Below are 25,929 nucleotides of genomic sequence, written 5' to 3' on the forward strand. Positions count from 1 at the left end.
GCTGCAGGGACGGCGGTCGATGCGCTCAGGGCGGCGGCGATCGCGCTCAGGGGCGGTGGGCGTTGCGCCTGCGTACCGCGAAGAGAAGCGCCGCGGCCCGACGGACGTCGCCCGGCCGTCGCGGGTCCGCGGCGATGTCGTGCAGCAGGTCCCGGTCGGCCCGCCCGGCGGCCAGCGTGATGAGCAGGGCGAAGCACTCCCGCGCGGCGTCCCGACCGGTGGGGCCGTCGGCGCCGCCGGCCCAGTGCGTCAGCAGTGCCGCGAGCACGTCCGCGCGGAACGACGGCGTGCCGGCCTCGCCGGCCCCGGCGCTGCCGACGAGCAGGTGCCCGGCGGCGATCGCGCCGTCCGGCTCCGCGAGGCGGTCCCGCAGGAAGGCCGGCGCGACGGCGGCCCGGCTGATCGCCTGCAACGCGACGAACCGCGTCGAGCGGGTGTTCATCAGCGTCACCCACTCGTCCGGCCGCCAGTCGCGGGCCAGCGGACCGGCCGCCAGGTATTCCACCAGGCTCGGCCAGACCGAGGCCAGGCCGTGCCGGTCGGCCCGGAACAGGTCCGTGGCGAGCAGGATCCGCCGCACGTGGTCGGGCCAGTCGGGCAGCGCCCGGGCCGGGGGAGCCGGCGCGTGGGCCGCCGTCCAGTCGACGACCGCCGCGACCGGATCGCGGCCGGCGACGGCGGCGGTCGCCGCCACCTCGACGAGGTCGGTGTGCCGCGCGGCCAGCCAGCCGGCGGTCCGCTCGCCCCCGGGCGGGCGGCGCCGCAGCGCCTCGCACGCGGCGTCCAGGCTGTCCCGGCCGCCGCGCAGCAGGGCGCGGACGAACTCGTCGAGCAGGGCCGCCGGGCCGGGCGGCGGGGCCGCCCCCGCCTGCCCGTTCTCCCAGACGAGCACGGCGACGGTGGCGGTGAGCGGGTTGTGCACCGGGCCGGTGATGCGCTGGGCGTGGGTCCAGTCGAGGAACCGGCGGGCCGCGGCGTCGTCCGCGAACCACCGGGCGGCCAGCAGCGCGACGTCGGCGTCGGTGAAGTGCGCCAGGTGGTACGCCGGATACCCGTCGCTGAGCACGGCCAGCTCGTCCTCGGCCAGGTGCCGCGTGGTGACCAGGACGCGCCACGGCCCCGGCGCGGCGCCCGGGTCGGGGGAGCGGGCCAGGGCGGCGAGCCGGTTGAGGACGACGGCCCGCTCGTCCGGGTCGGCGACGGCGTCGACCCCGTCCACGCAGACCAGCCACCGCCGGCCGGGCGCGGGCGGCTGCTCGACGTCGAGCGGGGCGCCGTCGCGGGGGTACGCCTCGGCGAGCGCGGCGGGCAGCGGCCGGTGCACCAGGGCGCCGGCCGGCAGGCTCACCAGCACCGGCCCCGGCGGGCAGCGGCGTCGCCGGCCCCGCCCGGCGAGCCAGCGCCGCGCCGACCGGGCGCTCTCGTAGCGGATGAGAGCCGTCTTGCCGCTGCCCGGCTCGCCGATCAGCAGCACGTTGCCGGCGCCGGTGAGCAGGTCCGCCACGTCGACGCCGTCGCCGGCCGGGGCGAGCCGGGGCACCGCGCGACGCGGCACGTACACCTCCGACAGCGGCTTGACGTACCCGCCGAAGCGGTGCGGGTGGACGATGCCGGCGTCCGCCTCCCGCCTCCAGACCGGCTGCAGCGCGGACCACCAGCCGCGCCGGTCCCGGTCCCGGGTGGCGCGGCGCACGGCGACGACCGCGCCGGCCAGCGCCAGCGCGCCGCTGACGACGCCCGCGACCTGGTTGCCGATCTCCAGGTCCATCGGCGTCAGGGCCGGCCCGCGCCGGGCCGCTCCGCCGCCAGGTGGTGGATCCCGCACCCCTCGCAGTACGCGCCGGTCTGCGCCTCGCCGCAGTGCCGCCACGGCGCGGGCGGCGCGGCCGGCGCGGCCCGCTGCGCCGGCGGTTCCTGCGGCCCCCACCGCGACGTGTGGTGGGACACCACCAGCGACGACTGGGTCAGCCGGGCGTCCACGTCGGGCTTGAGACGGACCCGCCCACCGGCGGCGTCCAGCACGTCCACCACGCGGGTGAGCAGGCGGACGTCGTCGTCGCGGCCCGCCGCCCCGGCCAGCGCCACCGCGCGCCCGAGGTGCTCCTCGGCCTCGGCGACCCGGCCGGCCCGGGCGGCCGCCAGCCCTCGCTGGACCGCCGCCGCGTAGTCCTGCTGCCGGGTGTAGTAGGCGACGCTCTCGTTGATCTCCGAGTACCGCAGGGCGTCCTCGGTCCACTCCACGGTCAGCGGCGCCTCGACCGGCTCCGCGTCCGTGCCGGCGTGCACGCTCAACCAGCCGACCCGTCGCCGCGCTCCCGGCGGCATCGCGTCGACCTCCAGTGCGACGTGGTAGTCCCGCTGGTCGTGCGGGCTCCACGCGCCCACCGGGTAGTCGGTGCTCAGCTCGCCGGCCGGCTCGCCGCGCGCGCCCAGGTCGGCGAGCACCGGGTGCACCTGCTTGACGAAGCGCACCCGGGCCAGCCCGGTGGTCCGGACCCGCAGGCGGACGTCGGCGACCCGCCGCGACATCGCGCGGGCCAGCACCGCCCGGAAGTCGTCGGCGAGCCCGGCGAGGTCCTCCACCGGCACGACGGGGTTGGCGCCCAACGCCTCCGCGATGCCCAGCAGTTCCGCCGCGTCCCAGTCGTGCACGCCGTCGGCGGAACCGACGGCGCGGCAGTCGACGGTGAAGCGGCCCACGCACTCCTCCACCGCCGCGCGCAGGTCGGCGGGGCGCTGGGACTCGTTGCGGCCGTCGGTGAGCAGGATGACGTGCCCGATCGCCTCCGGCCGCGTGGCCAGCAGTTGCCGGGCCAGCGACAGCCACGTGCCGATGGCGGTGCCGCCGTGCGGCGCCACGTGCCGCAGGGCGCTTCGGGCGGCGGCGCGGGTGGCCTCGTCGGCGACCGCCAGCCGCCGGTCGCCCGGGTAGACCATCGTGGCGCGGGCGGTGCCGGAGACCACCGCGAACGCCACCCCGTCGGGCAGGGCGTCGACGGCCGCGGCGGTCGCCTGCCGGGCGGCGCGCATCTTGGCCTGGGGCGCCCCCATCGAACCCGACGAGTCGAGCAGGATCACCTCCGCGAGGCCGCCCTGCGGGACCTCCGCGTGGGCCGGCTCCACGCCCCGGACGGTGGCCACCACGTCGAGGACCGCCCCGTCGGCCGAGACGCACTCGGTGTGGTGCACGCTGAGCCGCAGCGGCAGATCGTCAGCGGAGGACACGGACCACCTCTTTCCCTCGGGGCCGGCGGCCGAGGATCACCACCACGTCACCGGCCGGTACGCGTTGGCCAGGTCGACGAGCGCGATCCGCTCCCGTCGGTCCGCCGTGCGCCGGGCGCGGGACCGGCACCGGCGCTCGAACGCGCGGCGCAGCGCGTCCTCGTCGAGCGGCTGGCCGAAGAGCCGCCGCCCGTCGTGGCGCCCCTCGGTCAGGTCGCAGCCGAGCGCGATGCGCAGGATGTGCGCCTCCACCTCCTCGCGCTCGCCGAACGGGGGGAGCTTGTCGACGGTCGCGGCGGCGTCGATCGCCGCGTCGAGCCGGCGCCCGTCGTCCGGCGCGTCGAGCAGGATCCGCACGGCGCAGGTGACCGCCACCGTCGAGGCGCGGGAGGACTCCGGCACCCTCAGCAGGGCGTCGGCGGCGCCGCGCGGGTCGGCGGCCGCCAGCAGACAGCGGGCCAGCCCGAACGCCGCGGCCACCACGCCCGGGTCTGCGTCCCAGACCCCCCGGTAGTGGTCCGCGGCCGACCGCGGGTCGCCGTCGAGCTCGCAGGCGACGGCGTACGCGAGCCGGGTGGAGACCTCGCCGGGCAGCCACCCGTACACCTGCTCGAAGCGGCGGCGCGCGGTGGCGAGGTCGCCGCCGACCAGGGCCACCAGGCCGCGGTGCCACCACAGCGACCAGTCCCGCAGCTCCTCGGGGAAGTCGGCGAGCAGCGGCCCCGCCTCGTCCGCCCGGCCGGCCGCGAGGAGGGCCCGGACGGCGCGGTAGGTGACCTGCGCCGTCCGCTCGGGCGCGGTCTTCAGCAGTTCGACGAGCTCGGCCGGGTCGGCCGGCCCGAGCGAGGCGAGGAACCCGGCGGCCGGGTCGGCGCCGTCGACCAGGGGCGCCGGCAGGCCGAGCATGATCTCCACGACGTCGAGGGCGTCGCCGTCGGTGTGCAGCCCGAACGCGCACGCCGAGGGGCTGAACAGCGTCGACCGGGTCGGCCGGGGCACGCCGTCGCCGGCGGAGCTGACCTGCCGCCGCACCCCCCGCACCTGCTCGCGCATCTCGGCCGCCGAGCCGAAACGGTCGTCCGGGTCGGCGGCGGTGGCGCGGGCCAGCAGCCGCAGGAACGGGTCGAGCCGGGCCGGCACGGGCAGCCGCAGCACGTCCTGTCCCGCCGGGATCCGGGTCACGTCGACGGACCGGGGCACCAGGGTCAGCGCGGCGAGGGTCCGGCCGACGGTGTAGAGGTCCGAGCGGACGCTGGGGCCCGCCGGGCCGAGGCGCTCCACCTCGGGGGCGGTGAAGCCGGCGGTGCCCCAGGCCGGGCTCACCGTGTTGTCGATCCGGCGGGCCGCGCCGAAGTCGACCAGCTTGATCGGGTCGGCGGCGCCCCGACCGCCGACGCGCATCACGTTCTCGGGCTTCAGGTCGCAGTACAGCCAGCCCTGGTCGTGGAGGTACTCGAAGGCGTCGAGGATCTGCACGCCGTAGCCGAGCGCCTGCGCCACGTCGACCGCGCTGGCGCCGCCGCCCGGGCCGGCCGTGCTGCGCGCCTCCTCCAGGCTGCCGCCGTCGACGTACTCCATCACCAGGTAGCCGACGTCCCGGTCGGACTCGGGGCGCAGCGCGTGGGTGATCGTGACGATGCGCGGGTGGTTCAACGCGATAAGCGCCTGCCGTTCGGCGACGAAGGCCGCGGCGGCCTCCCGGTCCTCCGGGTTGCGCTGCCCCTTGAGCACCCGCCACGCGCCGTCCATGTCCTCGTCGCGGGCGAGGAACACCCAGCCGACCCCGCCGTTGCCGAGGCAGCCCTCGATCCGGTAACGCCCGGCGCGCAGGTCGCCGTCGGCCAGGGGCGGGGTGAAGGAGTAGCGGGTGCCGCAGTCCGGGCAGTACCCGGCGACCCGGGGCAGCCGGCGCCGGCAGGTCGTCTGCGGGCAGTAGCGGGAGTGTTCGGGGACGACCGGCTGCGCCACCACCGCCGACAGCGGGTCGTGGGGCCGGGCGGTGGGCAGCACGGCCGGTCGCTCCCAGGGACGGGACGCGGTGCGCGGCGGTCGCGGGTCGGGGGCCGGCTCCCGGGCGGGTCCGTCGACCACGTCGGACCCGGCGCTCGCCCCGGCGCACTCGTGCCCCCACAGCCGGCAGAACCCGTCCTGGTCGACCCGGCCCGGGCAGTTGCGTTCCGCGCAGCCGCGGCTGACCGCCGTCATGGCGTACCCCCGTTCACGGCCCGTTGGTAGGCCTGTACCGCCCGGCTCGCGTCGGTCACGGCGAAGACGTCGGGCCGCAGCGCGGCCACCGCCTCCCGGTAGGCGCGTTCGACCTCCGGGTGCTCCGCCCGGCCCACGTCGGCGGCCCTCTGCCGGTACGCCTCCAGCCGGCCCGTCAGCTCCGCGTGACAGCCCCGGCGCAGCCGCCGCCGCGCGGTGTCGACCTGTTCGACGGCCCGGTCGACGGCCGCCTCCAGCGCCCCGTCGTCGCGTTCCGGCCGGACGTCGCCCCGCCACCACCGGCCCCGACCAGCCGCCTCGGCGGCGGCGAGCCGGTCCAGCAGCCCGTCGACCGCGAGCGCCGCCAGCGGGTCAGCCCCGTCGCCCAGCCCTTCGGCGGCGGCCTCCGTCGCGAGTTGCCGGAGCCGCTCGACCGAGGAGCGCAACCGCCGCGCCCGGACCGTCAGCCGGTCCCGGCCGTACGCCTCGACGATCCGGCGGATGCCGGCGACGTGCTCGCGGGCCGCGACCAGGATCTCCTGGACGGTCATCGCCTCCACTGTCACCGGTTCGCCGGTGGCCGCGGTGAACCGCACCTCGCACGGGGCGGCCAGCAGCCGGGCCAGCGCCTCCTCGCCCGCGCCCGTCGACCGGTCGACCGCGTCGACGTCGTCCACCAGCCGGTCGAGGGCCAGCGACAGGCAGCCCAGCCGGTGCAGCAGCACCCGGGCCTCCTGCGCGGGCGCGGCGGCCGGGCCGGCGGGCTGCCGGAAGGCGTCCGTGACCAGCTGCTGCACGTCGAGCAGGTGCTCGCAGACCCAGGCGTGCGCGGCCAGGGCGGCGTCGAGGCGTTCCCGCACGGCCACTTCCACCCACCGCCCGTCAGTCGGCCGGCCGGGCGGTGGCCGGCGCGGGGTCGGGGGGCGGCCACACGGTGGTGGCCGGCCCGGGCGACGGCATGCCCCGGTCCCGGTGGCCGGCGAGCCACCGGTCGTGGGCCCGCTGCCACACCGAGGCGGTACGCGGCTGCGCCAGCACGTGGTTGACGAACGCGACCAGCTCACGGCCGTCGGTCAGGTGGAACGCGAAGGCGTGCGGCTCGTCGGTGAACCAGGTGCAGTTCTCGTCCCGGTGGTGGTCGCAGGACCGCCGCTCCGGCCGGGGCGCCTCGGTCACCAGCGTCGTGTCGGGGGCCATCCGGACGAAGCCCAGCAGGATGTTGTCGTCGGTGCTGACCCCGTCCACCTGGCCCTGGCGCAGCATGACGAGGCAGTCGACCGGGTGGGGCGCCTGCACCGGGACCGGCCGCGCGCCCCCGGCGGTGCGGTAGCCGGCGATCATCGCCAGCGAGGTGGTGTTCGCGGCGGCGCAGACCCGCCGGCCGCCGAGCTGTTCCATGCCCGCGAACTCGGGCGTGCCGTCGGCGTGCCTGCGCACCAGCACCGTCTGGCCGGAGTCGAGGTAGTCGTTGGAGAACAGCACCCGCCGGGCCCGTTCGCAGGACGCCGTCAGCGAGGTGGCGACGACGTCGATCTCGCCGTTCTCCAGCATGGTGAAGGCGCCCTGACCGGGCGGCACCGCCTTGAAGGTGAGCCGGCTGCGCGGGTCGTCGGCCGGCCACAGGGCCCGGGCCACCGCCAGCATCAGCTCGATGTTGAAGCCCTCGAACCGCTGGGTGCGGGCGTCCCAGTGGCTCATGGTGGCGTCGGACGGGTCGACGCCCGCGACCAGTTCGCCCCGGGCGAGGATCCGGCGCGGCGGCGTCGGGTCGGGCGGGAGGCTGCGGCGCACCGGGCAGACCCCGCCGGTCGCGTCGGTGGTCGGCACCGTCGCCACCCCCGGTGGCCGCGCCGGGGGCGCGGGGGCGGGTGACGCGGGCGCGGCGCACCCGGCCAGGGCCGCCAGCAGCGCGAGCGACGCGGCCCGGCCGGCGGCCCGCGGGTGGGGGAGCCGCGCGGCCGCCTCGACGAGGTGGTGTGCCCGGCGTCGGGCGCGCGTCGGAGCCGGTCGGGGTGCGGTCACTGGTACTCCAGGTAGCGCCCGCGCAGCCCGGCGACCACACCGGCGGCGGCGAGCAGGGTGAGCCAGGCGGCCGCGGCGCCCAGGTGGCGACGCGCCTCGGGCAGGTCGGCGACCATCCGGGAGACCTCCTCGTTGCGGGTGGTCAGTTCGGTCAGCAGGTGCTCCTCGGCGGCGACGAACGCGCGGCCGGCCGACCCCTCGGCGAGCACGGTGTCGACGGCGGTGCGGAAGGCGTCGGGTGTGCGGCTCTGCCGCGCCGGCCAGACCGTCTCCTCCAGGGCGGTGCAGTCGATCCGGTCCCCGGGCGGCAGCGGCCCCGAGGCCGGGCGGAGGCAGAGGTCCCGGCCGTCGAAGTCCGCCTTGTGCCCGGCCGGGTCGACGCTCGCGCCGAGCCCCAGGTAGACGTCGGCACGACCGGCCAGCAGGGCGCCGAGCCGCTGCTGGGTGGCGCTCTGCGCGTCGATCGCCCGTTCCAGCTCCGGCAACCCCCGGTCGGCGGCCGGCCAGTGCCACCACGACGAGACCAGCATGGCCAGCACGACCGCGGTGGCCACCGAGGCCAGCAGGAGGCCCGCGTTCAGCCGGCGCCGGGTCCGCCGGCGCAGCCACACCTGCACCAGCATCAGGGCGGCGAGGGTGCCCAGGGGCGCCAGGAGGGACGCGGCCAGCCACGGGCGGGCGTCGGCGCGGGCGTCGCGCAGCAGCCTGGTGTCGTAGTTCCACAGGCCCTGGGCCGCCGTCAGCAACTCGGTGGACATGTAGTGCGACGCCTGGCGCGCGTAGGCGGAGGCGAGGACGGCGCGGGCGGCCGCGTCGCCCGTGTCGGCCTGCTCCGCCGCTGCGGCCGGCGGGCAGGGTCGCCGGTTCCCCGTGGCCGTCGCGGACAGCGGGCCGGACACGCGCAGGGCGGCGCAGACCACGTCGCGGTAGACCTTCAGCCGCGCGGCGATCGTCGCCAGCCGGGTCAGGCGGTCGGGGTCGCCGGCGGCGTTGCCCATCGAGACGGTGAGCGTGCGCTCGACCTCGTGGACGGACGCGTCGTAGTCGGCCACCAGCGAGGCCCGCCGCTCCTCGGTCGGCGGGAGCAGGAAGACGGCGCTGGCGGCGACGTCCGCGTCGGCGAGGCCCTGGTAGATCTCCCGGGCGGTCGTGCTGGTGCCCACGGCGGTCGCCGCCGACCGCTCGCCCAGCGTGGTGGCCGGCGTGCGGGACTGCACGGCGACGGCGGCGGTCACCGTCAGCGCGGCGACCAGCAGGGCGCCGCTGAGCACGATCAGCGCCGGGGTCGTCCGGAGCGCGTCGCGGAGCCGGCCCGTGCCGTCCGGGCGTGTCGGCCCGGTGGCCGGAGCCGGCCGGTCCGCCCCGGGCTCGTCCCCCGTGTGCGACGCCATGCGCCGTCCTCCCGCTCGCGAGGACCGTCCGGCGGCCTCCTGGCGGAAGCGTCGCGGCCCCGTTCGTTCCGCCCGCGGGGTCACCGGCGGCCTCCGGCGCGGGGGGCCGGCGGCGGGTCGGGTGATCACGGTCGGGCGACGATCAGGGTGACATTCCCGCTGCCGGGGCGGCACGCGTATGTCCGGTATCTGACCTGAGCGCGACCATTCGAACACGGTGGGAGAGGGGCGGTGGTCAGGGTGGTGTGTCGTCGACCGCGTCCCGGGGCGGGAAGGCCAGGGCGAGGGTGAGGTCCAGGACGGTCGCCGGCTCGGTCAGGCGGTCGCCGTACAGCTCGCGGAGCTTGCCCATCCGGTAGCGCACCGTCTGCGGGTGCACGAAGAGGTCGGCGGCGACGTCGTCGCGCCGGCCGTGGTGCAGCAGCCAGGAGCGCAGCGTCTCGGCGAGCCGGTCGGCGGTGGCGGGTGGCAGCGCCGCCAGCGGGGCCAGGGCCCGGGCGCGCAGGTCGGCCAGGCCCTCCGGGTCCGTGCTCAGCACCAGCTCGGCGAGGTGCTCCTCGGTGTCGAGCGCCGCGCCGTCGGCGGCCGGGCGCAGGCCGAGCGACCAGGCCCGGATCGCGCGCTGGTAGGAGGCCGACACCCGGGTCCAGGGACGGGCGGGGCCGAGCACGGCGCGCCGTCCGTGCAGCACCCGGACGAGCTGGCGTCGCCGGTCGCCGTGGGTGTCGGGCACCAGCAGCACCGCCAGGTCCTCACCCGCCCCGCCCGCCGGCAGGTCGTCGCCGCTCTCCAGCGTGCGCGGGTGCAGCAGGGCCAGCGCCGCCCGCAGGTTGGCCCGGGGCAGCAGGACGACGGTGAGGGTCTGCGGCGGCGGCCAGTCGGCCCGTTCGGCGCTGCGCAGCAGCGCCTCCTCGGACTCGCCGGCGAGCAGCCGCTGGGTGAGCCGTTCCAGGTTGCGCCGCCGGGCTCGGCCCACGCTGGCCAGCTCGTCCGCGTGCCCGGCCACGCTGGCCGCCGAGAGCTCGTCGATGTACGCGAACATCAGCTCCGCGAACTCGGCGACGGTGGCCGCGGAGAGCCCGCCCCGTACCGTGGTGGTGGACATCTCCCGCCACGACACCCGGGCGCCCACCCGGTACGCCGCGAGCAGCGCGTCCATGCTCCGCCCGGAGCGCGCCTCGCCGCTGCCCAGTGCGTACGCGGCCTCCAGGGCGCCGACCAGGGGCGTGCTCGCGTCTGCGCCCTGGGACCGCTCGATGAGCTGGAGGAACGTGCCGAGCGCCACCTGCACCGCGGTCTCGATCTTCTCGCGCATCTGGCCGGTGAGGGTGCCGGAGTAGCTGGGCACCTCCGCGGTGATCGCGGTGATCGTACGCTCGGCGAGCAGCGGCAACTGGTCCCGCAGCGCGCCGGCCACCCGCGCGTCCAGCTCCAGGCGGGCCGCGCGCCGGGTGGCCTCGGAGCGTTCCGTCAACTTGTTCCCTCCGCACAAAAAGACGCGACCGGTTCACCTTTGCAGGCCAAGATTTTATGCCAGTCTGCCGCGACGATCGAATCATGACCACCACCGCTCCGCGCCCACCCGCGCCGGTGTCCCTCCGGGGACGCATCCTGCGGCTGGCCGCGTCGGTCACCACCCCGCTGCTGCCCGACGACTACCTCGACCTGGTGGCCCCGCTGCGCTCCGGCGCGGACCTGCGCGGCCGGATCCTCGACGTGCGCCCCGAGACCCCCGACGCGGCGACGCTGGTGATCCAGCCGGGCCGGGACTGGCGCGGGCACACCCCCGGCCAGTACGTCCGCCTCGGCGTCGACGTCGACGGCGTGCGCCAGTGGCGGGCCTACTCGCTCACCTCGGCCCCGGCCCGCCGCGGCCCGATCTCGATCACGGTGAAGGCGATCCCGGACGGCGTGGTCAGCAACCACCTCGTCCGCCGGGCGCGGCCCGGGACGCTGGTCCACCTCGACCAGGCCCAGGGCGACTTCGTGCTCCCCGCGCGGACGCCGGCCCGGGTGCTGTTCGTGACCGCCGGCAGCGGGATCACGCCCGTCATGGGGATGCTGCGCGCGGGCGTCCTGGCCGGCGCCGACGTCGCCGTGGTGCACTCCGCGCCCACGCCGGCCGACGTGATCTTCGGCGCCGAGCTGCGCGGCCTCGCCGAGCGGGGCACGGTGCGGCTCGTGGAGCGGCACACCGACACCGACGGGCTGCTCACCCTGGACGACCTCGCCGGTCTCGTGCCCGACCACCTCGACCGGGAGACCTGGGCCTGCGGCCCGGTCGGCCTGCTCGACGCGCTGACCGAGCACTGGACGGCGCGGGGGCGCGGCGACCGGCTGCACACCGAGCGGTTCCGGCCCACCGTCATCTCGACCGGCGAGGGCGGCGCCGTCACGTTCGGGCGTTCGGGTGTCACGGTCGAGGCCGACGGCGCCACCCCGCTGCTCGACGCCGGCGAGAACGCCGGGGTGCTGATGCCCTCGGGCTGCCGGATGGGCATCTGCTACGGCTGCGTCCTGCCACTGCGCCAGGGCGCGGTCCGCGACCTGCGCAACGGGGACCTGACCACGGCGACGCCCGGCGACGGCGTCCTCATCCAGACCTGCGTGTCGGCCGCGGCCGGCCCCTGCGACATCGACCACTGACCGGAGTACCCGACGTGACCGTGACTGAGAAGAAGCCCGTCAACCCGATCGCCCACCTGACCGCCGAGGACATCGAGGTCATCGGCAAGGAACTCGACGCCATCCGCGACCGGGTGATCGCCGACCGGGGCGAGCGGGACGCCGCGTACATCCGTCGGCTCATCTCCACCCAGCGCAAGCTGGAGCTGGGCAGCCGGGTGGTGCTGCTGTTCTCGCTCTTCCCGCCGGCCTGGGTCGTGGGGACGGCCGGGCTCACCGTGGCCAAGATCCTGGAGAACATGGAGATCGGCCACAACGTCCTGCACGGTCAGTGGGACTGGATGCGGGACCCGAAGATCCACTCCACGACGTGGGAGTGGGACATGGCCAGCCCGGCCGAACAGTGGAAGCACTCGCACAACGAGCTGCACCACACCTACACCAACGTCCTCGGCAAGGACAACGACCTCGGCTACGGCATCATGCGCGTCGACGAGGACCAGCGCTGGCACCCCATGCACCTGGGCCAGCCGCTGTGGAACTTCGTCAACGCCTGCTTCTTCGAGTACGGCATCGCCGCGTACGACCTGGAGCTGGGGCGCAACCTGCGCAAGGGCCGTCACAAGGACCCGGAGTTCCGGGCCCGGGCCCGCGCGGTGGGCCGCAAGATCCGCCGGCAGGTCCTCAAGGACTACGTCCTGCACCCGCTGCTGTCGGGGCCGTCCTTCCTGCACACCCTGGCCGCCACCTTCACCGCCAACGTGCTGCGCAACCTGTGGAGCCACTCGGTGATCATGTGCGGGCACTTCCCGGAGGGCGTGGAGACCTTCTCCAAGCGCTCGATCGAGGGGGAGACGCGCGGCGAGTGGTACCTGCGGCAGATGCTGGGCTCGGCCAACATCAGCGGCAGCAGGCTGATGCACATCATGACCGGCAACCTGTCCTACCAGATCGAGCACCACCTCTTCCCCGACCTGCCCAGCAACCGCTACCAGGAGATCGCCCCCGACGTGCGAGCCCTCTTCGACCGGTACGGGCTGAGGTACACCACCGGCTCGCTGCCCCGGCAGGTCTTCTCCGCGTGGCGGAAGGTCGTCCGGCTGTCCCTGCCCAACCGGAAGGCGCCCCGCCGGGTCGACGACCGATCCGCACCGGCCCTCGTCGCCTCCGCCAACGCCTGACCGCCACCGACGCCGCCGCCCGGCCGGTAATCCGCTGGGCGGCGGGCCGTGGCCCGCGATACAGTCGGGGCATGGAGATCAGGCACCAGCACGCCGCCGCGGCCGCGCGAGCTTCGCGCTCGTCGGTCGCCGCCGCCTGACCCCACCAAATCCCGCCGGCGACCGGAAACGGTCCGCCGGCGTCCTCCTTTCTCCGGCCCGCCGGTTCTCCGGCGGTGGACCCTTTCCGGCCGCCCTGCCCGGAAAGGCCACCCGCCATGACGTACGACCCGATCAGCCGGACGTTCCTCGACTTCTTCCGCGAGCGCGGCCACGAGACCGTGCCCGACTGCTCCCTGATCCCGCCGCCGGGCGACCCGGTGCTGTTCACCACCTCCGGGATGCACCCCCTGACGCCCTACCTGGAGGGTCGCCCGCACCCCCTGGGTCGGCGGCTGGTCAACGTGCAGCGCTGCCTGCGCACCACCGACCTGGACGAGGTCGGCGACTCCACCCATCTGACCCTCTTCCGGATGCTCGGCTCCTGGTCGCTCGGCGACTACGACCTGCCGCAGAGCCTGCGCTGGGGCTACGTTCTGCTGCGTGACGGCTTCGGCATCGACCACGACCGGCTGCATGTGACCGTCTTCGGCGGCGACGACCAGGTCGGCCCCGACGAGGCCTCCCAGCGCATCTGGGAGGAGATCGGCCTGCCCGTGGAGCTGACCGGGGAGGAGAACTGGTGGTCCAACGGCCCGACCGGGCCGTGCGGGCCCGACACGGAGCTCTTCGTGTGGACCGGCGACGGCCCGCCGCGGGGCACCCCCGGCACCGACGACCGGTGGATGGAGCTCTGGAACCACGTCGGCATGCGCTACCACCGGCACCCCGACGGCCGGCTGACGCCGCTGCGACAGTCCAACGTGGACACCGGAATGGGTTTCGAACGGCTGGAGATGGTGCTGCGCGGGCACCGCTCGGTCTTCGAGGGCGACGGGCTCGTGCCGTGGGTGCGCGGCGTCGGCGACGTGTGGGGCCTGCGCGACGAGCCGCTGCGCCTGGTCGGCGACCACCTGCGGTCGAGCGTGGCGGTCGTCGGCGACGGCGTGTGCCCCTCGAACACCGGCCGCGGCTACGTGCTGCGCCGGCTGCTGCGCCGCGCGCTGACGACCCTCTGGCGCGACGACCCGTCCCGCAGCCTGTCCGACCTGCCCACCGGGCCGGTGCGGCACACCCTCGACGGGTTCGGACAGCGGGTCACCGTCGACGAGGTGCGGCAGGTGTTCTCCGGAGAGGAACGACGGTTCCGCGAGCTGCTGCGGCGCGGGCGGCCCGTCGTCTCCCGGCGGCGGTCCCGGGGCCCGCTGACCGACGAGGACTACCGCGACCTGCACGACACCCACGGGCTCCCGCGCGACCTGGTCGACGGGCTGCTGAGCGAGGCGCGGTAGCCGGCCCGGCCCGGCCCGGCCCGGCCCCGCGCGGCCCGGCCCGGCCCCGCGCGGCACGGCCCGGCCCCGCACGGCACGGCCCGGCCCCGCACGGCCCGGCCCGGCCCGGGCGGTCCGGGCGCGACCCGCCGCGTCGACTGGTGCGCCGGCCGCCCGATCGGTCAGGATGGGCCTGCGCGGGGGCGTCGCCGGGCCGTCGGCCGACGGCGTGCCCCGCCGACGGAAGGAGACCCGTTGTCGTCCACCCTGCTCTCCCGTCGCGACCTGCGCTTCCTCCTGCACGACTGGCTGGAGGTGACCCGGCTGACCGAGCGGCCCCGCTACGCCGAGCACTCGCGGGAGACCTTCGACGCCGTGCTGGACCTCGCCGAGCGGGTGGCCACCGAGCGCTTCGCCCCGCACAACCGGGCCGCCGACCTCACCGAGCCCACCTTCGACGGTCGTCGGGTGCACATCATTCCGCAGGTCCGGCAGGCCCTCGACGTGTTCGCCGAGACCGGGCTGCTGGCCGCCAGCATGGACGCCTCGGTCGGCGGGATGCAGTTGCCGCACGCCGTGCGGGCCGCCTGCTTCGCCTGGTTCCAGGCCGCCAACATCGGCACCTCGGCCTACCCGTTCCTGACCCTCGGCAACGCCAACCTGCTGCTGGCGCACGGCAGCGCGGAGCAGATCGACACCTGGGTCCGGCCGATGGTGGAGGGCCGGTTCTTCGGCACCATGTGCCTGTCCGAGCCGCAGGCCGGCAGCTCGCTGGCCGACATCACCACCCGCGCCGAGCCGCAGGACGACGGGACCTACCGGCTCCACGGCACCAAGATGTGGATCTCCGGCGGCGACCACGAGCTGTCGGAGAACATCGTCCACCTGGTCCTCGCCCGGATCCCCGGCGGGCCGCCCGGGGTCAAGGGCATCTCGCTGTTCATCGTGCCCAAGGTGCTGCTCGACGCCGACGGCGCGCCCGGCGCGCGCAACGACGTGGTGCTGGTCGGCCTCAACCACAAGATGGGCTACCGGGGCACCACCAACACGCTGCTCAACTTCGGCGAGGGCGTGCACCGACCGGGTGGCCGCCCCGGCGCGGTCGGTCACCTGGTCGGCGAACCGCACCAGGGCCTGGCGCAGATGTTCCACATGATGAACGAGGCCCGGATCGGGGTGGGCGCCGGCGCCACCGCCCTCGGCTACACCGGCTACCTGAAGTCGCTCGCGTACGCCCGCCAGCGACCGCAGGGGCGCCCGCTCGCCGACAAGGACCCGGGCGCGCCGCAGGTGCCGATCGTCGCGCACCCCGACGTGCGGCGGATGCTGCTGGCGCAGAAGAGCTACGTGGAGGGCGCGCTGGCGCTGGTTCTCTACTGTGGCCGGCTGCTCGACGAGGAGAAGACCGCGCCGGAGGCGGCGGACCGCGAGCGGGCGCGCCTGCTGCTGGACGTGCTCACCCCGATCGCGAAGAGCTGGCCGTCGCAGTGGTGCCTGGTCGCCAACGACCTCGCCATCCAGGTGCACGGGGGCTACGGCTACACCCGCGACTACGACGTCGAGCAGCACTGGCGGGACAACCGGCTCAATCCGATCCACGAGGGCACGCACGGCATCCAGGCGCTGGACCTGCTGGGCCGCAAGGTGACCATGCGCGACGGGGCCGGGCTGGCGCTGCTGGTGGAGACGGTCCGCGCCACGGTCACCCGGGCGTGGAAGGCCGAGGGCGAGGCCGCCGAGCTGGCCGCCTCGCTCGGCGCGGCGCTGGACCGGGTCACCCTGGTCACCCGGCGGCTGTGGGGCACCGGCGACCCGGAGGTGGCGCTGGCCAACGCCAGCGTCTACCTGGAGGCGGTCGGCCACGTGGTGATCGCCTGGATGTGGCTGGAACAGCTGCTCGTCGTCGAGGCCGACGGCGGCCCGGGCGACGGTCCGGACGCCGACCTGCACGCCGGCAAGCGGCAGGCGGCGCGCTACTTCTTCCGCCACGAGCTGCCCCGCACCGGTCCGCAGTTCGACCTGCTGGACAGCCTCGACCGGACCACCCTGGACATGCGCGACGACTGGTTCTGAGCCGTCGCACGGGCCTCGCCCCGGGCGGTGGGGGGCCGCTGGCCGGCCTATCCTTGCCAGTCATGAACCCCGGTGACACGACCGCCCCCACCCCCGCCGAAGAGCGGCTCGCGGACCTGCGGCGGTGGTGGCGGCTGCCGGCGTCCGCGCGCTCCGAGGTCCGGCGGCTCAGCCGCGCGGGACGCCACCATCCGGACCGGGAGGTCGCCTGGGTGGCCTGGCGGTGGGCGCAGGCCGTGCTGCCGCCGGGCGCGCCGGAACCGGGTCACGCCCGCAACATCGTCAGCGCGGCCGGCTTCTGGGTGATGCTCCTGCTGGACCTGGTCCTCGGCGCCGAACCGACGGACCCGCCCGAGCCGCGGTGGCTCGACCGCCGCCGGGCCCGGCGCATCCTGCGGGCCGGCCCGCCCGTCGCCTGACGCGGCACAGGAGCGTCGGACCGGCCGGGCCCGTCTCAGCGTGCGGCGAGCAGCCGGTCGCGGACCTCGCGGCGCAGGACCTTGCCGATCTGGGAGCGGGGCAGGTCGTCGACCAGGACGACCCGGCGGGGCACCTTGTACGCGGTGAGGTGCTCCCGGCACGCGGCGCGGACGCCCGCCTCGTCCAGGTCGGCGTCCTCGTGCGGCACGACCGCCGCCACGACCTCCTCGCCGCCGTGCCCGCCAGGCAGGCCGACCGCCGCGGCGTCGCGGACGCCGGGAATCCGGCGCAGGGCGTCCTCCACCTCGGAGGGGTAGACGTTGAACCCGCCGGTGATGATCAGTTCCTTGATCCGGTCGACCACCGTGACGAATCCGTCGTCGTCCATCACCACGACGTCCCCGGTGCGCAGCCACCCGCCCGGCAGCAGCACCGCCGCCGTCTCCTCCGGTCGCCGCCAGTACCCGGCGAACACCTGCGGCCCTCGCACCAGCAGCTCGCCCGCCTGGCCCGGATCGCGGTCGCGCGCGGGATCCTCGGGGTCGACGATGCGGATCTCGGTGGACGGGAACGGCACGCCGACCGTGCCCGGCCGCCGGGCGGGGGAGACCGGGTTGCCCAGCGCCACCGGGGAGGTCTCGGTCATGCCGTAGCCCTCCACGAGCAGCCCGCCGGTGACCGACTCCCACAGCTCGACCGTCGCCGGGGGCAGCGCCATGGCTCCGGAGATGGCGTACCGGGCCGAGGTGAGGTCGATCCCGCGTTCCCGGGCGGCGGTGGCGAGCTTCTCGTAGATCGGCGGGACGGCCGGCAGGAAGGTCGGCGGGCGGCGGCGCACCGCCTCCAGGGTCTGGTCGACGTCGAAGCGGGGGAACAGCACGAGCGTGGCGCCGATGCCCACCGCGAAGGTGAGGCAGAGCGTCAGCCCGTACGCGTGGAACAGCGGCAGCACCGCGTAGACGGTCTCCTCGCCGTCGCGCAGGCCCGGCACCCAGGCGCGGCCCTGCGCGGCGTTGGCGCGCAGGTTGCGGTGGGTCAGGACGGCGCCCTTCGGGGTGCCGGTGGTGCCGCCCGTGTACTGCAGCAGCGCCGTGTCGTCCGGGCCGGGGGCCGGGTGCGCGGGATCGAGAGGGCTCGCCCCGGCCACCAGCCGTTCCCAGGACAGCGCCCCCGGCGCGGGGCCGGTCATCGCCGCCCGGGTGGCCCGCGCGCGGGCCAGCGGCAGCCGCAGCGCCCAGCGCTTGCGCCGGGGCAGCGCCCGGGTCAGGTCCACGGCGACCACGGTCTCGACCGCCGTACTCGCGGCGGTGCGGGCGACGAGGAGGGCGACCCTGTCCCAGACGACCGCGACCCGGGCCCCGTGGTCGGCGAGCTGGTGGGTGAGCTCCTGCTCGGTGTAGAGCGGGTTGTGCTCCACGACCACCGCGCCGAGGCGCAGCACGGCGTAGAAGGCGACGACGTGCTGGGGGCAGTTGGGCAGCACCAGGGCCACCCGGTCGCCCCGGCCCACGCCGAGCCGGCGCAGGGCCTCGGCCGCCCGGGCCACCTGGCCGGCCAGGTCGGCGTACGTGGTGGTGGCGCCGAAGAAGTCGAGGGCGACGCGGGCGCCGAACCCGCGGTCCGCCTCGCGCAGCAGGTCGACCAGCGACTCGTCGGAGGGCGGGACGGTCGCCGGCACGTCCGGGGCGTAGCTGCGCAGCCAGGGCCGCTCCGCACTCAGGTCCATGTCTCTCCTCCGCACCTCACGCCGCAGGCATACCTCACGGTAACCTACGGTACCGTAGGTATCGTGTCGGGTCCCCCGGCGGAGGGCGTCCGGACGTAGAATCCGACGATGCGTGATCGGCGGGTGGCGGCGCTCTGGTCGATCTTCGTCGCTCTCGCCGCGGCGTCGTCGGCGCTCGTGGCCCTCCGCCCCGACCGCCTCTCCGACCTGCACATCTACCGTGGCGCGCTGCTGCACCTGCATGCCGGCCGCCCCCTCTACGACTTCGTCGCCGAGAACGGCGGGCCCTTCACCTACCCGCCGTTCGCGGCCCTCGTGCTGTGGCCGGTCGCGGCCGTCCCCGAGGGCGTCGCGCAGGGGGTCTGGCTGGCGCTGACCTGCCTCGCCGTGGTCGCCATCGCGGTGGCGGTCGGTCGCGTGCTCGTCGGCCCGGGGCGACGACGCGCCCTCGTCGTGCCGGCCGTCGCCTGCGCGCTCATGCTCTCCGCCCCGGTGCAGAGCAACCTGCGCTTCGGCCAGGTCAGCATCTTCATCGTGCTGCTCGCCCTGCTGGACGGCACGGGCGTCGTGCCGCCCCGGCTGCGGGGCGTGCTCGTCGGGGTGGCCGCGGCGGTCAAGCTCACCCCGCTGCTGTTCGTGGTCTACTTCCTCGCCACCGGCCGCTACCGGGACGCCGGGCGGGCCGCGGCCACCTTCCTTGCCTGCGCGGCGCTCGGCGCGGCGGTCCTGCCGGCGGCGAGCTGGACGTACTGGGCCGAGGCGGTCCGGGACACGTCCCGGGTCGGCAACCTCGCCTCCCTCGGCAACCAGTCGGTGCACGGCATGCTGCTGCGACTCGGGCTCGACGAGGCGTCCCTGCCGCTGCTCTGGGCGGCCCTGGTGGCCGTCGTCTGCGGGGTGGCCCTGCTGCGGGCCCGGCACCTCGCCGCGCAGGGGCGGCCCGGCCACGCCGCCGTGCTCGTCGGGTGCGCCACCGTGGCGGCGTCCCCGGTGTCCTGGACCCACCACCAGATCTGGCCGGTGCTGGCGGCGATGCTGCTGGTCGGCGCCCACGGGGTCGCCCGGCGGGTGGCCGGCGCCGCCCTGCTGGTGACGATGGTGGTCTCGCTGGGGGTGGTGCTCGCCCCGGTCTCGACCACCCCCGGCATCCAGTTCCTCCTCGAGAACGCCCGGGCGCTCGGCGTCGCGGCGCTCTGCCTGGCCGGGTTCGGCGGGGCGGCGCTGGCCGTGGCCGGGGCGGAGCGGCGGCCCCCGGCCGCCCGTGGCTGGCTGCGGGTGGGCACCACCGCCGCGCTGGCCCTGGCGTTCTTCGCCGTGCAGCCGCTGCCGGCCGGCGCCGACCCCACGTTCAAGGCCTACACGCTCTCCGACGTGCACAATCCGCGCTACTTCTTCGTCTGCCGGGGCCCGGCGGAGTGCGCCGCGTACGGGACCGGCTCCCCGGTCACCTTCGGCACCCGGCGGGAGAAGACCAAGGTCAGGGTCAACGGGGTGGTGTCGGCGGAGGTCGCCCGGCTGGAATACCACTCGGCCCCCGGGGGCGCGCCGCGGGGCATCCCGCTGCTGGCGGCCCACCCTGGGCCCCGGACGTTCTCGTTCCGGTCGGCGACCATGACGCACGGCCGGCTGGTGGCCTACGCGGCCGACGGGCGGCCGCTCGCCAGCTACGACGAGGAACTGGCCGCCGCGCTCGACGTCACCGGCGCCCGGCGGAGTGGTGCATCGCCTGCCGCCCCTTGACCACGGCCAGGACGACGGCCGCGATCAGCGCCACCGCACCGATGATCGCCAGCCAGCGCACCGCCTCGAGGATCAGCCCGAGCAGGACGAGCGCGCCGCCGACGACGGCGACGACCCAGAGCATGGCCCGCATGTCCACCTCCCGTGACTCCCGGCCGCGCCGCGCGGCCCCCACCCGCCTTCCCGGTCCGGGCGGCAGCATGCCGGCGCGGGCGGCGGCGTCCGGTCACGGCCCGGCGGGGACGGCGCGTCAGCGCTGGGCGACGTACACGGTGTTCGCCGACTCGCCGCCGGTCAGCGGGTTGGCGAACGGGACGACGTGCGCCCGCGCGGTGCGGAACACGGCGGCGAGCGCCTCGCCGAACGCGGGATCGGGCGGATCGTCCGACCAGAGGGCGAACACCCCGTCCGGGTGCAGGTGGGCGGCGAGGCGGCGCAGGCCGTCCGGCGTGTAGAAGGCGGCGTGGGCGGGGTGCAGCACGTTGCGCGGCGAGTGGTCGACGTCGAGCAGCACGGCGTGGAACCGCCGCCCCGGCTCCCCCGGGTCGAAGCCGGTGCCGTCGGCGACGGCGGCGAAGAAGTCGGCCCGCACGAAGCGGGTACGCGCGTCGGAGGCCAGCCCGGCGGCGAAGGGCAGCAGCTCCCGGCGGTGCCAGTCGATGACGTCCTCGATCGCCTCCACCACCAGCAGCGAACCGACCCGGTCGTCGGAGAGCGCGGTGCGGGCGGTGTAGCCGAGGCCGAGGCCGCCGACGACCACGTCGAGGCCGTGCCCGGCAAGCGGGGCGAGCCCCAGCCGGGCCAGCTCGATCTCCGCGACGGGGAAGAGGCTGGACATCAGGAACTCGTCGTCGAGCTTGACCTCGTACACCTCGACGCCGAGCGACGGGTCGCGTCGCCGGCGCAGGCTGATGAGGCCGATGGGGGTCTCCCGCCAGGCCAGTTCCTCGAATCGCACGCCCACGGGGCGCGATGCTACCCGGCGGTGCCCCGGACGCCGGCCCTCGCCGCGCATTCCTGCCGCCCGGCCGGGTATGCCCTCGGCGTCGAGGGCCGCCGACCGGAGGCCGGACAGGGGGCGCGCACAGTGGCGGACATGCTGGCCGGGCGGCTGCACCTGGCGGACCGGACGCTGCGGATGGAGTCGGTGGCGGTGCCGGAGCCGGCGCCGGGGCAGGTGCGGATCAGGGTCGAGGCGGCGGGGGTCTGCCTCTCCGACGTGCACCTGATCGACGGCACCCTCACCCCGCTCTACCTGCCCGGCGACGTGGTGACGCTCGGTCACGAGGTGGCCGGGGTCGTCGACGCGCTGGGCGATGACGTCGAGGGGTGGGAGCCGGGCCGGCGGGTGCTGCTCCAGGCGGGGGAGCGGGACCGGCGCGGCACGGTGTTCACCCGCGGCGTGGACTACGACGGCGGCTGGGCCGAGTACGCGGTGGCCAGCGAGGACACGGTGGTGCCGATCCCGGACGACCTGCCGTTCGAGCAGGCCTGCATCATTCCGGACGCGGTCTCCACGCCGTGGGCGGCGGTGACGGACACCGCGCGTACCCGCCCCGGCGAGGCGGTCGGGGTGTGGGGCGTGGGCGGCCTGGGCGCGCACGCCGTGCAGTTGCTGCGCCTGGTCGGCGCGGCCCCGGTCATCGCGGTGGAGCCGTTGGCCACGGCACGGGACCGGGCGGTGGCCCTCGGGGCCGACGCGGTGCTCGACCCGGCCGACCCCGCGTTCCGCGACGCCGTGCTGGAGCTGACCGACGGGCGCGGGCTGGACGTGGCGTTCGACTTCGCCGGGGTGACCGCCGTGCGCGAGCAGGCGCTGACCGTCCTCGGCCGCCGCGGCCGGCTGGTCCTCGCCGGCATCGCCGGCAAGCCGGTCACCATCGCCTCCGACAGCCCGTTCAACTACTTCCAGCAGGCGGTGCTCGGCCACTACGGCTCCGAGTCCGAGCACGTCGTGCAGCTCGTGTCCCTGGCCCGGCAGCGGCGGCTCGACCTGAGCGGCTCGGTCAGCGACGTGCTGCCGCTCGCCGAGGCCGAGGAGGCGGTGCGGCGGGTGCACACCAAGCAGGGCAACCCGATCCGGCTGATCCTGCGCCCCTGATCCGGCACGGGCGAACCGACGGGTCGAGCGCCGTCCTCCGCAGCCACGGAGGACGGCGCTCGACCCGTCGGACCACCGGGACGGCGGAGCCGGCCCGACGCGTCGCGACGCGCGGGACGGTCAGCCGTTGTTGACGATCCAGGTGTACCCCTGGCAGCCGACCAGGGCGTCGCACGAGTACAGCCGGATACCGCTGCCACGGCCCCCGACCGCGTTGGGGCTCGTGCCGTTCTCGTAGAACTCCTTGTTGCAGTAGCCCCACACCCCGGTGGTCAGAGCGTTGCCGCAGGTGCCTCGCCGGTACAGCACCCAGGTACTTCCGTTGTGCAGCCAGTTCTCCCACTGGGCGTAGTGGCCGCGGCCGTTGGTGTAGCTGTCCACCACCCAGATCTTGTCGCCGTACTTCTGGAAACACGACCTGCCGCCCGGGCCGCCCTGGCAGACGGTGCTCGGCAGGCCGGGGGACGACGCGGCCACCACGTCGTCGTTCTCCCAACCGGGTGCCGCAGTCGTGATCGGACTCGCGGACGCCCCGGCGCTGGTCACGACAAGACCAGTGAGCACCAGGACGGCCGCTGCCGCCGCCGCGGCGAGGCGGGCTCGTAGCTTCTGCATGATCTCCTCCGATTGGGTCGTGGGGGACACACGGCGTCGTGTCCGCCCGTCCACTGCCCGAAGGCTAGGGCGCGGCGCGGGTGCGTCGTGACGGTCGAGCGACCCACGACCCGGGTCGGGTTCCCTACAACTCGTCGAGCCGGACGAGACCGTCCTGGATGGCCCGGGCGACCAGCGCGGCCTTCGTGGAGGCGGGACGCCCGGCGTTGGCGTACCGGATGCGGACCCGGTCGATGTAGCTGTTGACCGTGCGCACCGACAGGCCGAGCTTGCGGGCCACCATCTCCTTGGACTCGCAGGCGAACCAGCTGACCAGCACGTCGGTCTCCCTCGGCGTGAGCCGTGGCCGGTCGGGTCGGGCGTCCGTGCTGATGGCGCGGGCCATCGACGGCGACGTGTAGGGCAGGTCCGCGCCCGCCGCGCGGATCGCGTGGACCAGGTGGCCGGGCCCCTCCGTCTTGGCCAGACAGGTGAACGCGCCGAGGTCGAGGCACGTGAGGATCGTGTCGCGGTCCTCCCGCATGGTGTAGACGATCACCCGGCGGCCGGCCTCGACGAGCCGTCGCAGGTCGGGGTACGCCGGGACCTGCCCGTCGAGCAGCAGGTCGAGCACGATGACGTCGGCGTAGAGGCCCGGATCCGTCCACGCCACCGCCGGTGTCCCGCCGGAGTCGACGACCCGGACCGGCGGGTCGGCGGCGGCACACCACGCCTCGATCCCGGAGACGATCGCCGGGTGGTCGTCGACGACCACCACCGTGTTCAGCCCCGCGGTCGCCATGTGGCCTCCACCCACACTCTCGACCCGTCCACGAGTCGGTTGACGGCGACGTCGTCATGGCCGGCGGCGCCGCCCGAGGGATCGGTACCGGCAAGCTCGTCGGCCCCGACGTCGGCGAGGACGCTCACCGTGACGCCGGCGGTCGACCCGAGCACCGTGACCCGCGCCTGCGAGGTGGCCCTCGCCGTGACGCGCAGCGCGGGATCGGTCAACGCGCGACGTACCGCCAGGGGCGGCGTCGGCCAGGCCCCGCACGTTCCGATGTAGATCGCGACCCCGTTGCGCTCGGCCGGATCCAGGCAGGCGCGTAGCTCGTGCAACAGCGGGTCGGCCGCCTCGTCGTGTTCGGCGAACAGGCGGCGTAGTCGTGCCGCCGCCACGGCGTAGGCGCCGCGGACCCGTTCGTCGCCCAGGTTCGCCGAACCCCTCGCCAGGTCGGCCAGCAGCGGCATGGCCGTGGCGGTGAGGTCCGCGCACCTCGACCGGCGGTCGGCGTGCAGGTGCTCCGCGATGGCCTCGGCGGTGCGGACCCGCTCCGCGTCGGCCGTCGCGGCTGCCGAGGCGGCCACGAGGCCACGCAGCGCGACGGCGCCGGCCAGGACCGGCAGCTCGCAGCCGAGCATGACCACGGTGACGACGACCAGGTCGTCGGTCTCGTGCCGCTGCCCGACCAGGGCGAGCTGCGTGAAGCTCGCGACGGTGTACGCGCCGAGGAAGACGGCCGCGCCCACGACGCTGCGGTCGACGAGCAGCAGCAGCCCGAACCAGCCGATGACGCCGTAGGACCACTCCTCCTCGGACATGAGGTCGGCGGCCGGGATCCCGGTGGTCGCCAGCGCCGCCGCCACGACCACCGCCGCCACCAGGACCCGGCGCGGCCGGCCGAGCGGCTCGTCCCGCAGGATCCGCACCCCGGCCACCACGACGACCACGGTGAGGATCGCGAAGGCGAGCACCTGGCGCGCCAGGCTGCTGTAGGTCTGCGGGTTCGCGACCAGCAGCGGCAGGGCGAAGCCGAACAACGTGGTGGCCGCGATCGCCAGCGTGGCCAGGCGTAACCCGCGCAGCAGCTTTCCCGCCATCAGGTGGGGAAGCGGCTCAGCCACTCGGCACCTCCAGGGAGACCAGGGTGCCGGCGCCGGGACGGGACGTCACGACCGCCCGCCCGCCGACCCGCGCCACGCGCTGCGCTATGGACTGCGACACCCCGCGCCGGTGCGGCGGCACCCCCTCCGGCGCGAAGCCCCCGCCCCGGTCGGAGACCTCCACCAGGATCCGGCCACCCGCCGGCCTGACCACCAGTTCCGCGGTGTCGACGCCGGAATGGCGGGCCACGTTCGTCAGCGCCTCCCGGACCGCCGCGCTGACCGCCGTGGCCCGGACCGCCGGCATCGGCAGGGCCGCCGGCGCGCGCACGTCCACCGCGACCGGGGCGTGCCGCGCCACCTGGGCCAGCAGCCGTACGAGGTCCGTGTCGCCGCCGGGAAGGCCGGGCTGCCCGGCCAGGACCTCCAGGTCGCGGGCGGCCTGCTCGGCCAGCCACGGCTCGGTGCCGTCGACCATGCGTGCGCCTACCGCGAGCAGGGTGGCTGCCGCGGTGTCGTGCAGCACCGCCAGGTGCTCCCGCTCGTCCGCACGCCGGGCAGCCGCGACCGCCGCTTCGCGCCGGGCCCGTGCGCTGGCCGCGAGGGCGAGGTCGGCCTGTCGGGCCCCGGCCCGGACGAGCAGGAACAGCACCCTGGACAGGCCGGCCTCGGCGAAGGTCCACAGGCCGAGCGGAACGGTGCCCCACCAGGTGTCGGGCAGGGCGAGGGCGTTCCCGGCCAGGTGCGCCACCACGACCGCGGCGGTCAGCAGCACGCCGCCGGCCGCGGTGGTGAGCCACTGGTGGGCGACGGCCGTGACCGACACGAGGGCGAGAACCCAGTTCGTGCTGTCCGCCACCGCGTCCGGGGGCACGGTCCACCGTTGGGTCAGGCACAGCAGCATGATCACCAGCGTGTCCGCGGGCAACAGCCAGCGCCGGGAGCTGAAGCGGGCGTACGCGACGGTCCAGGCGACGAGCCCGACGACCGTGCCGACGACCAGGGCACGCCGGTCCGGGCCGGCCTGGAACAGCGCGGCGCCGCTCACGCAGCACAGCGCCGTGGCGCGCATGACCACGGCGTACCGTCGGCCCAACCGGTGCGACTCGCGTTCGGTGGCACCTGCGGGCCCGGGCGGTGCCGGCCCCGGTCGCCACGGATTCATGACGGCGTCCCGTCCTTCGGTCGAAACAGGCTCACCCCAGGTGGCACGGCCTGCCCGGCAAGGTGGCGCGCCTCCTGGCCGACGAGTCCTGTCGAACGTTCACCCCGAGCCAGCGTAGGTGCGTCATCGACCGGTGTCTCCGTCGAGTCGCATTCGAGTCAGACG

Annotated in this window: 21 protein-coding genes; 7 read left to right on the top strand and 14 right to left on the bottom strand. The window is 75.8% G+C overall.

What is annotated here, in order from left to right:
• Nucleotides 1-46: 46 nt before the first annotated feature.
• The 7 genes from GA0070606_RS32255 to GA0070606_RS29335 all read right to left on the bottom strand — a co-directional run bounded on the left by GA0070606_RS32255 (nucleotide 47) and on the right by GA0070606_RS29335 (nucleotide 10,317).
• On the bottom strand, nucleotides 47-1,768 hold the full coding sequence (locus tag GA0070606_RS32255; RefSeq protein ID WP_141721876.1) for a hypothetical protein: 1,722 nt from the start codon (nucleotides 1,766-1,768) through the stop codon (nucleotides 47-49).
• A gap of 5 nt (nucleotides 1,769-1,773) precedes the next feature.
• Entirely contained in the window at nucleotides 1,774-3,225 is a 1,452-nt protein-coding gene (locus GA0070606_RS29310; protein WP_091106437.1) for a VWA domain-containing protein, read from the bottom strand.
• 36 nt (nucleotides 3,226-3,261) lie between these two features.
• Nucleotides 3,262-5,430 carry a serine/threonine-protein kinase gene (locus GA0070606_RS29315; RefSeq protein ID WP_091106438.1) on the bottom strand — a complete coding sequence of 723 codons (2,169 nt, stop codon included), beginning with the start codon at nucleotides 5,428-5,430 and terminating at the stop codon, nucleotides 3,262-3,264.
• Nucleotides 5,427-6,290, bottom strand: coding sequence for a hypothetical protein (locus GA0070606_RS29320; protein ID WP_141721878.1), 864 nt, complete (start codon nucleotides 6,288-6,290; stop codon nucleotides 5,427-5,429). Before GA0070606_RS29320 ends, GA0070606_RS29315 begins: the two co-directional genes overlap by 4 nt.
• Before the next feature lie 22 nt (nucleotides 6,291-6,312).
• A complete protein-coding gene (locus tag GA0070606_RS29325) occupies nucleotides 6,313-7,452 on the bottom strand; it encodes a transporter substrate-binding domain-containing protein (RefSeq protein WP_091106440.1) in 1,140 nt (379 codons plus the stop codon).
• Nucleotides 7,449-8,843, bottom strand: coding sequence for a hypothetical protein (locus GA0070606_RS29330; protein WP_091106441.1), 1,395 nt, complete (start codon nucleotides 8,841-8,843; stop codon nucleotides 7,449-7,451). The genes GA0070606_RS29325 and GA0070606_RS29330 overlap by 4 nt, the downstream gene beginning before the upstream one ends.
• A 235-nt stretch (nucleotides 8,844-9,078) precedes the next feature.
• A complete protein-coding gene (locus GA0070606_RS29335) occupies nucleotides 9,079-10,317 on the bottom strand; it encodes a PucR family transcriptional regulator (protein WP_091106442.1) in 1,239 nt (412 codons plus the stop codon).
• A gap of 83 nt (nucleotides 10,318-10,400) precedes the next feature.
• Between GA0070606_RS29335 and GA0070606_RS29340 the strand changes: the two genes are divergently transcribed.
• The 5 genes from GA0070606_RS29340 (at nucleotide 10,401) to GA0070606_RS29360 (ending at nucleotide 16,550) form a co-directional block, all read left to right on the top strand.
• Nucleotides 10,401-11,489: a ferredoxin reductase gene (locus GA0070606_RS29340; protein ID WP_091106443.1), complete on the top strand. Its 1,089-nt coding sequence runs from the start codon at nucleotides 10,401-10,403 to the stop codon at nucleotides 11,487-11,489.
• Nucleotides 11,490-11,503: 14 nt separating this feature from the next.
• Entirely contained in the window at nucleotides 11,504-12,649 is a 1,146-nt protein-coding gene (locus tag GA0070606_RS29345) for a fatty acid desaturase family protein (RefSeq protein WP_091106444.1), read from the top strand.
• A 257-nt stretch (nucleotides 12,650-12,906) separates the two neighbouring features.
• Complete coding sequence (locus tag GA0070606_RS29350) at nucleotides 12,907-14,079, top strand: alanine--tRNA ligase-related protein (protein WP_091106445.1); 1,173 nt, start codon at nucleotides 12,907-12,909, stop codon at nucleotides 14,077-14,079.
• Nucleotides 14,080-14,313: 234 nt separating this feature from the next.
• Nucleotides 14,314-16,131, top strand: coding sequence for an acyl-CoA dehydrogenase (locus GA0070606_RS29355; RefSeq protein ID WP_091106446.1), 1,818 nt, complete (start codon nucleotides 14,314-14,316; stop codon nucleotides 16,129-16,131).
• Between the two features lie 62 nt (nucleotides 16,132-16,193).
• A complete protein-coding gene (locus GA0070606_RS29360) occupies nucleotides 16,194-16,550 on the top strand; it encodes a hypothetical protein (protein WP_091106447.1) in 357 nt (118 codons plus the stop codon).
• A gap of 35 nt (nucleotides 16,551-16,585) precedes the next feature.
• Here GA0070606_RS29360 and GA0070606_RS29365 read toward each other — a convergent pair whose 3' ends face one another.
• Nucleotides 16,586-18,277, bottom strand: a complete 1,692-nt coding sequence (locus GA0070606_RS29365) for a long-chain-fatty-acid--CoA ligase (RefSeq protein ID WP_091106448.1) — start codon at nucleotides 18,275-18,277, stop codon at nucleotides 16,586-16,588.
• Between the two features lie 108 nt (nucleotides 18,278-18,385).
• Between GA0070606_RS29365 and GA0070606_RS29370 the strand changes: the two genes are divergently transcribed.
• Nucleotides 18,386-20,017, top strand: a complete 1,632-nt coding sequence (locus tag GA0070606_RS29370) for a glycosyltransferase 87 family protein (protein ID WP_091106449.1) — start codon at nucleotides 18,386-18,388, stop codon at nucleotides 20,015-20,017.
• Here the strand turns inward: GA0070606_RS29370 and GA0070606_RS32780 are convergent.
• The gene (locus GA0070606_RS32780) at nucleotides 19,974-20,150 is read right to left on the bottom strand and encodes a hypothetical protein (protein WP_176737469.1); all 177 of its coding nucleotides are present in this window, start codon (nucleotides 20,148-20,150) and stop codon (nucleotides 19,974-19,976) included. The genes GA0070606_RS29370 and GA0070606_RS32780 overlap by 44 nt on opposite strands.
• A 117-nt stretch (nucleotides 20,151-20,267) precedes the next feature.
• Nucleotides 20,268-20,981 (bottom strand): polyamine aminopropyltransferase, encoded by a 714-nt coding sequence (locus GA0070606_RS29380; RefSeq protein ID WP_091106451.1) that lies wholly within the window; start codon nucleotides 20,979-20,981, stop codon nucleotides 20,268-20,270.
• Between the two features lie 132 nt (nucleotides 20,982-21,113).
• Here GA0070606_RS29380 and GA0070606_RS29385 point away from each other — a divergent pair, with 132 nt between their 5' ends.
• On the top strand, nucleotides 21,114-22,118 hold the full coding sequence (locus GA0070606_RS29385; RefSeq protein WP_218106089.1) for an alcohol dehydrogenase catalytic domain-containing protein: 1,005 nt from the start codon (nucleotides 21,114-21,116) through the stop codon (nucleotides 22,116-22,118).
• 120 nt (nucleotides 22,119-22,238) lie between these two features.
• On the opposite strand, the gene GA0070606_RS29390 is transcribed toward GA0070606_RS29385, so the two are convergent.
• The 4 genes from GA0070606_RS29390 to GA0070606_RS29405 all read right to left on the bottom strand — a co-directional run bounded on the left by GA0070606_RS29390 (nucleotide 22,239) and on the right by GA0070606_RS29405 (nucleotide 25,671).
• The gene (locus GA0070606_RS29390; RefSeq protein ID WP_141721880.1) at nucleotides 22,239-22,733 is read right to left on the bottom strand and encodes a hypothetical protein; all 495 of its coding nucleotides are present in this window, start codon (nucleotides 22,731-22,733) and stop codon (nucleotides 22,239-22,241) included.
• A gap of 124 nt (nucleotides 22,734-22,857) precedes the next feature.
• Nucleotides 22,858-23,514, bottom strand: a complete 657-nt coding sequence (locus tag GA0070606_RS29395) for a response regulator transcription factor (protein WP_091106454.1) — start codon at nucleotides 23,512-23,514, stop codon at nucleotides 22,858-22,860.
• Nucleotides 23,496-24,620 carry a hypothetical protein gene (locus tag GA0070606_RS29400; protein ID WP_141721881.1) on the bottom strand — a complete coding sequence of 375 codons (1,125 nt, stop codon included), beginning with the start codon at nucleotides 24,618-24,620 and terminating at the stop codon, nucleotides 23,496-23,498. The genes GA0070606_RS29395 and GA0070606_RS29400 overlap by 19 nt, the downstream gene beginning before the upstream one ends.
• The gene (locus tag GA0070606_RS29405; protein ID WP_176737470.1) at nucleotides 24,613-25,671 is read right to left on the bottom strand and encodes a sensor histidine kinase; all 1,059 of its coding nucleotides are present in this window, start codon (nucleotides 25,669-25,671) and stop codon (nucleotides 24,613-24,615) included. The genes GA0070606_RS29400 and GA0070606_RS29405 overlap by 8 nt, the downstream gene beginning before the upstream one ends.
• Nucleotides 25,672-25,929: the final 258 nt, after the last annotated feature.

Source organism: Micromonospora citrea, assembly GCF_900090315.1.
Lineage (GTDB): Bacteria > Actinomycetota > Actinomycetes > Mycobacteriales > Micromonosporaceae > Micromonospora > Micromonospora citrea.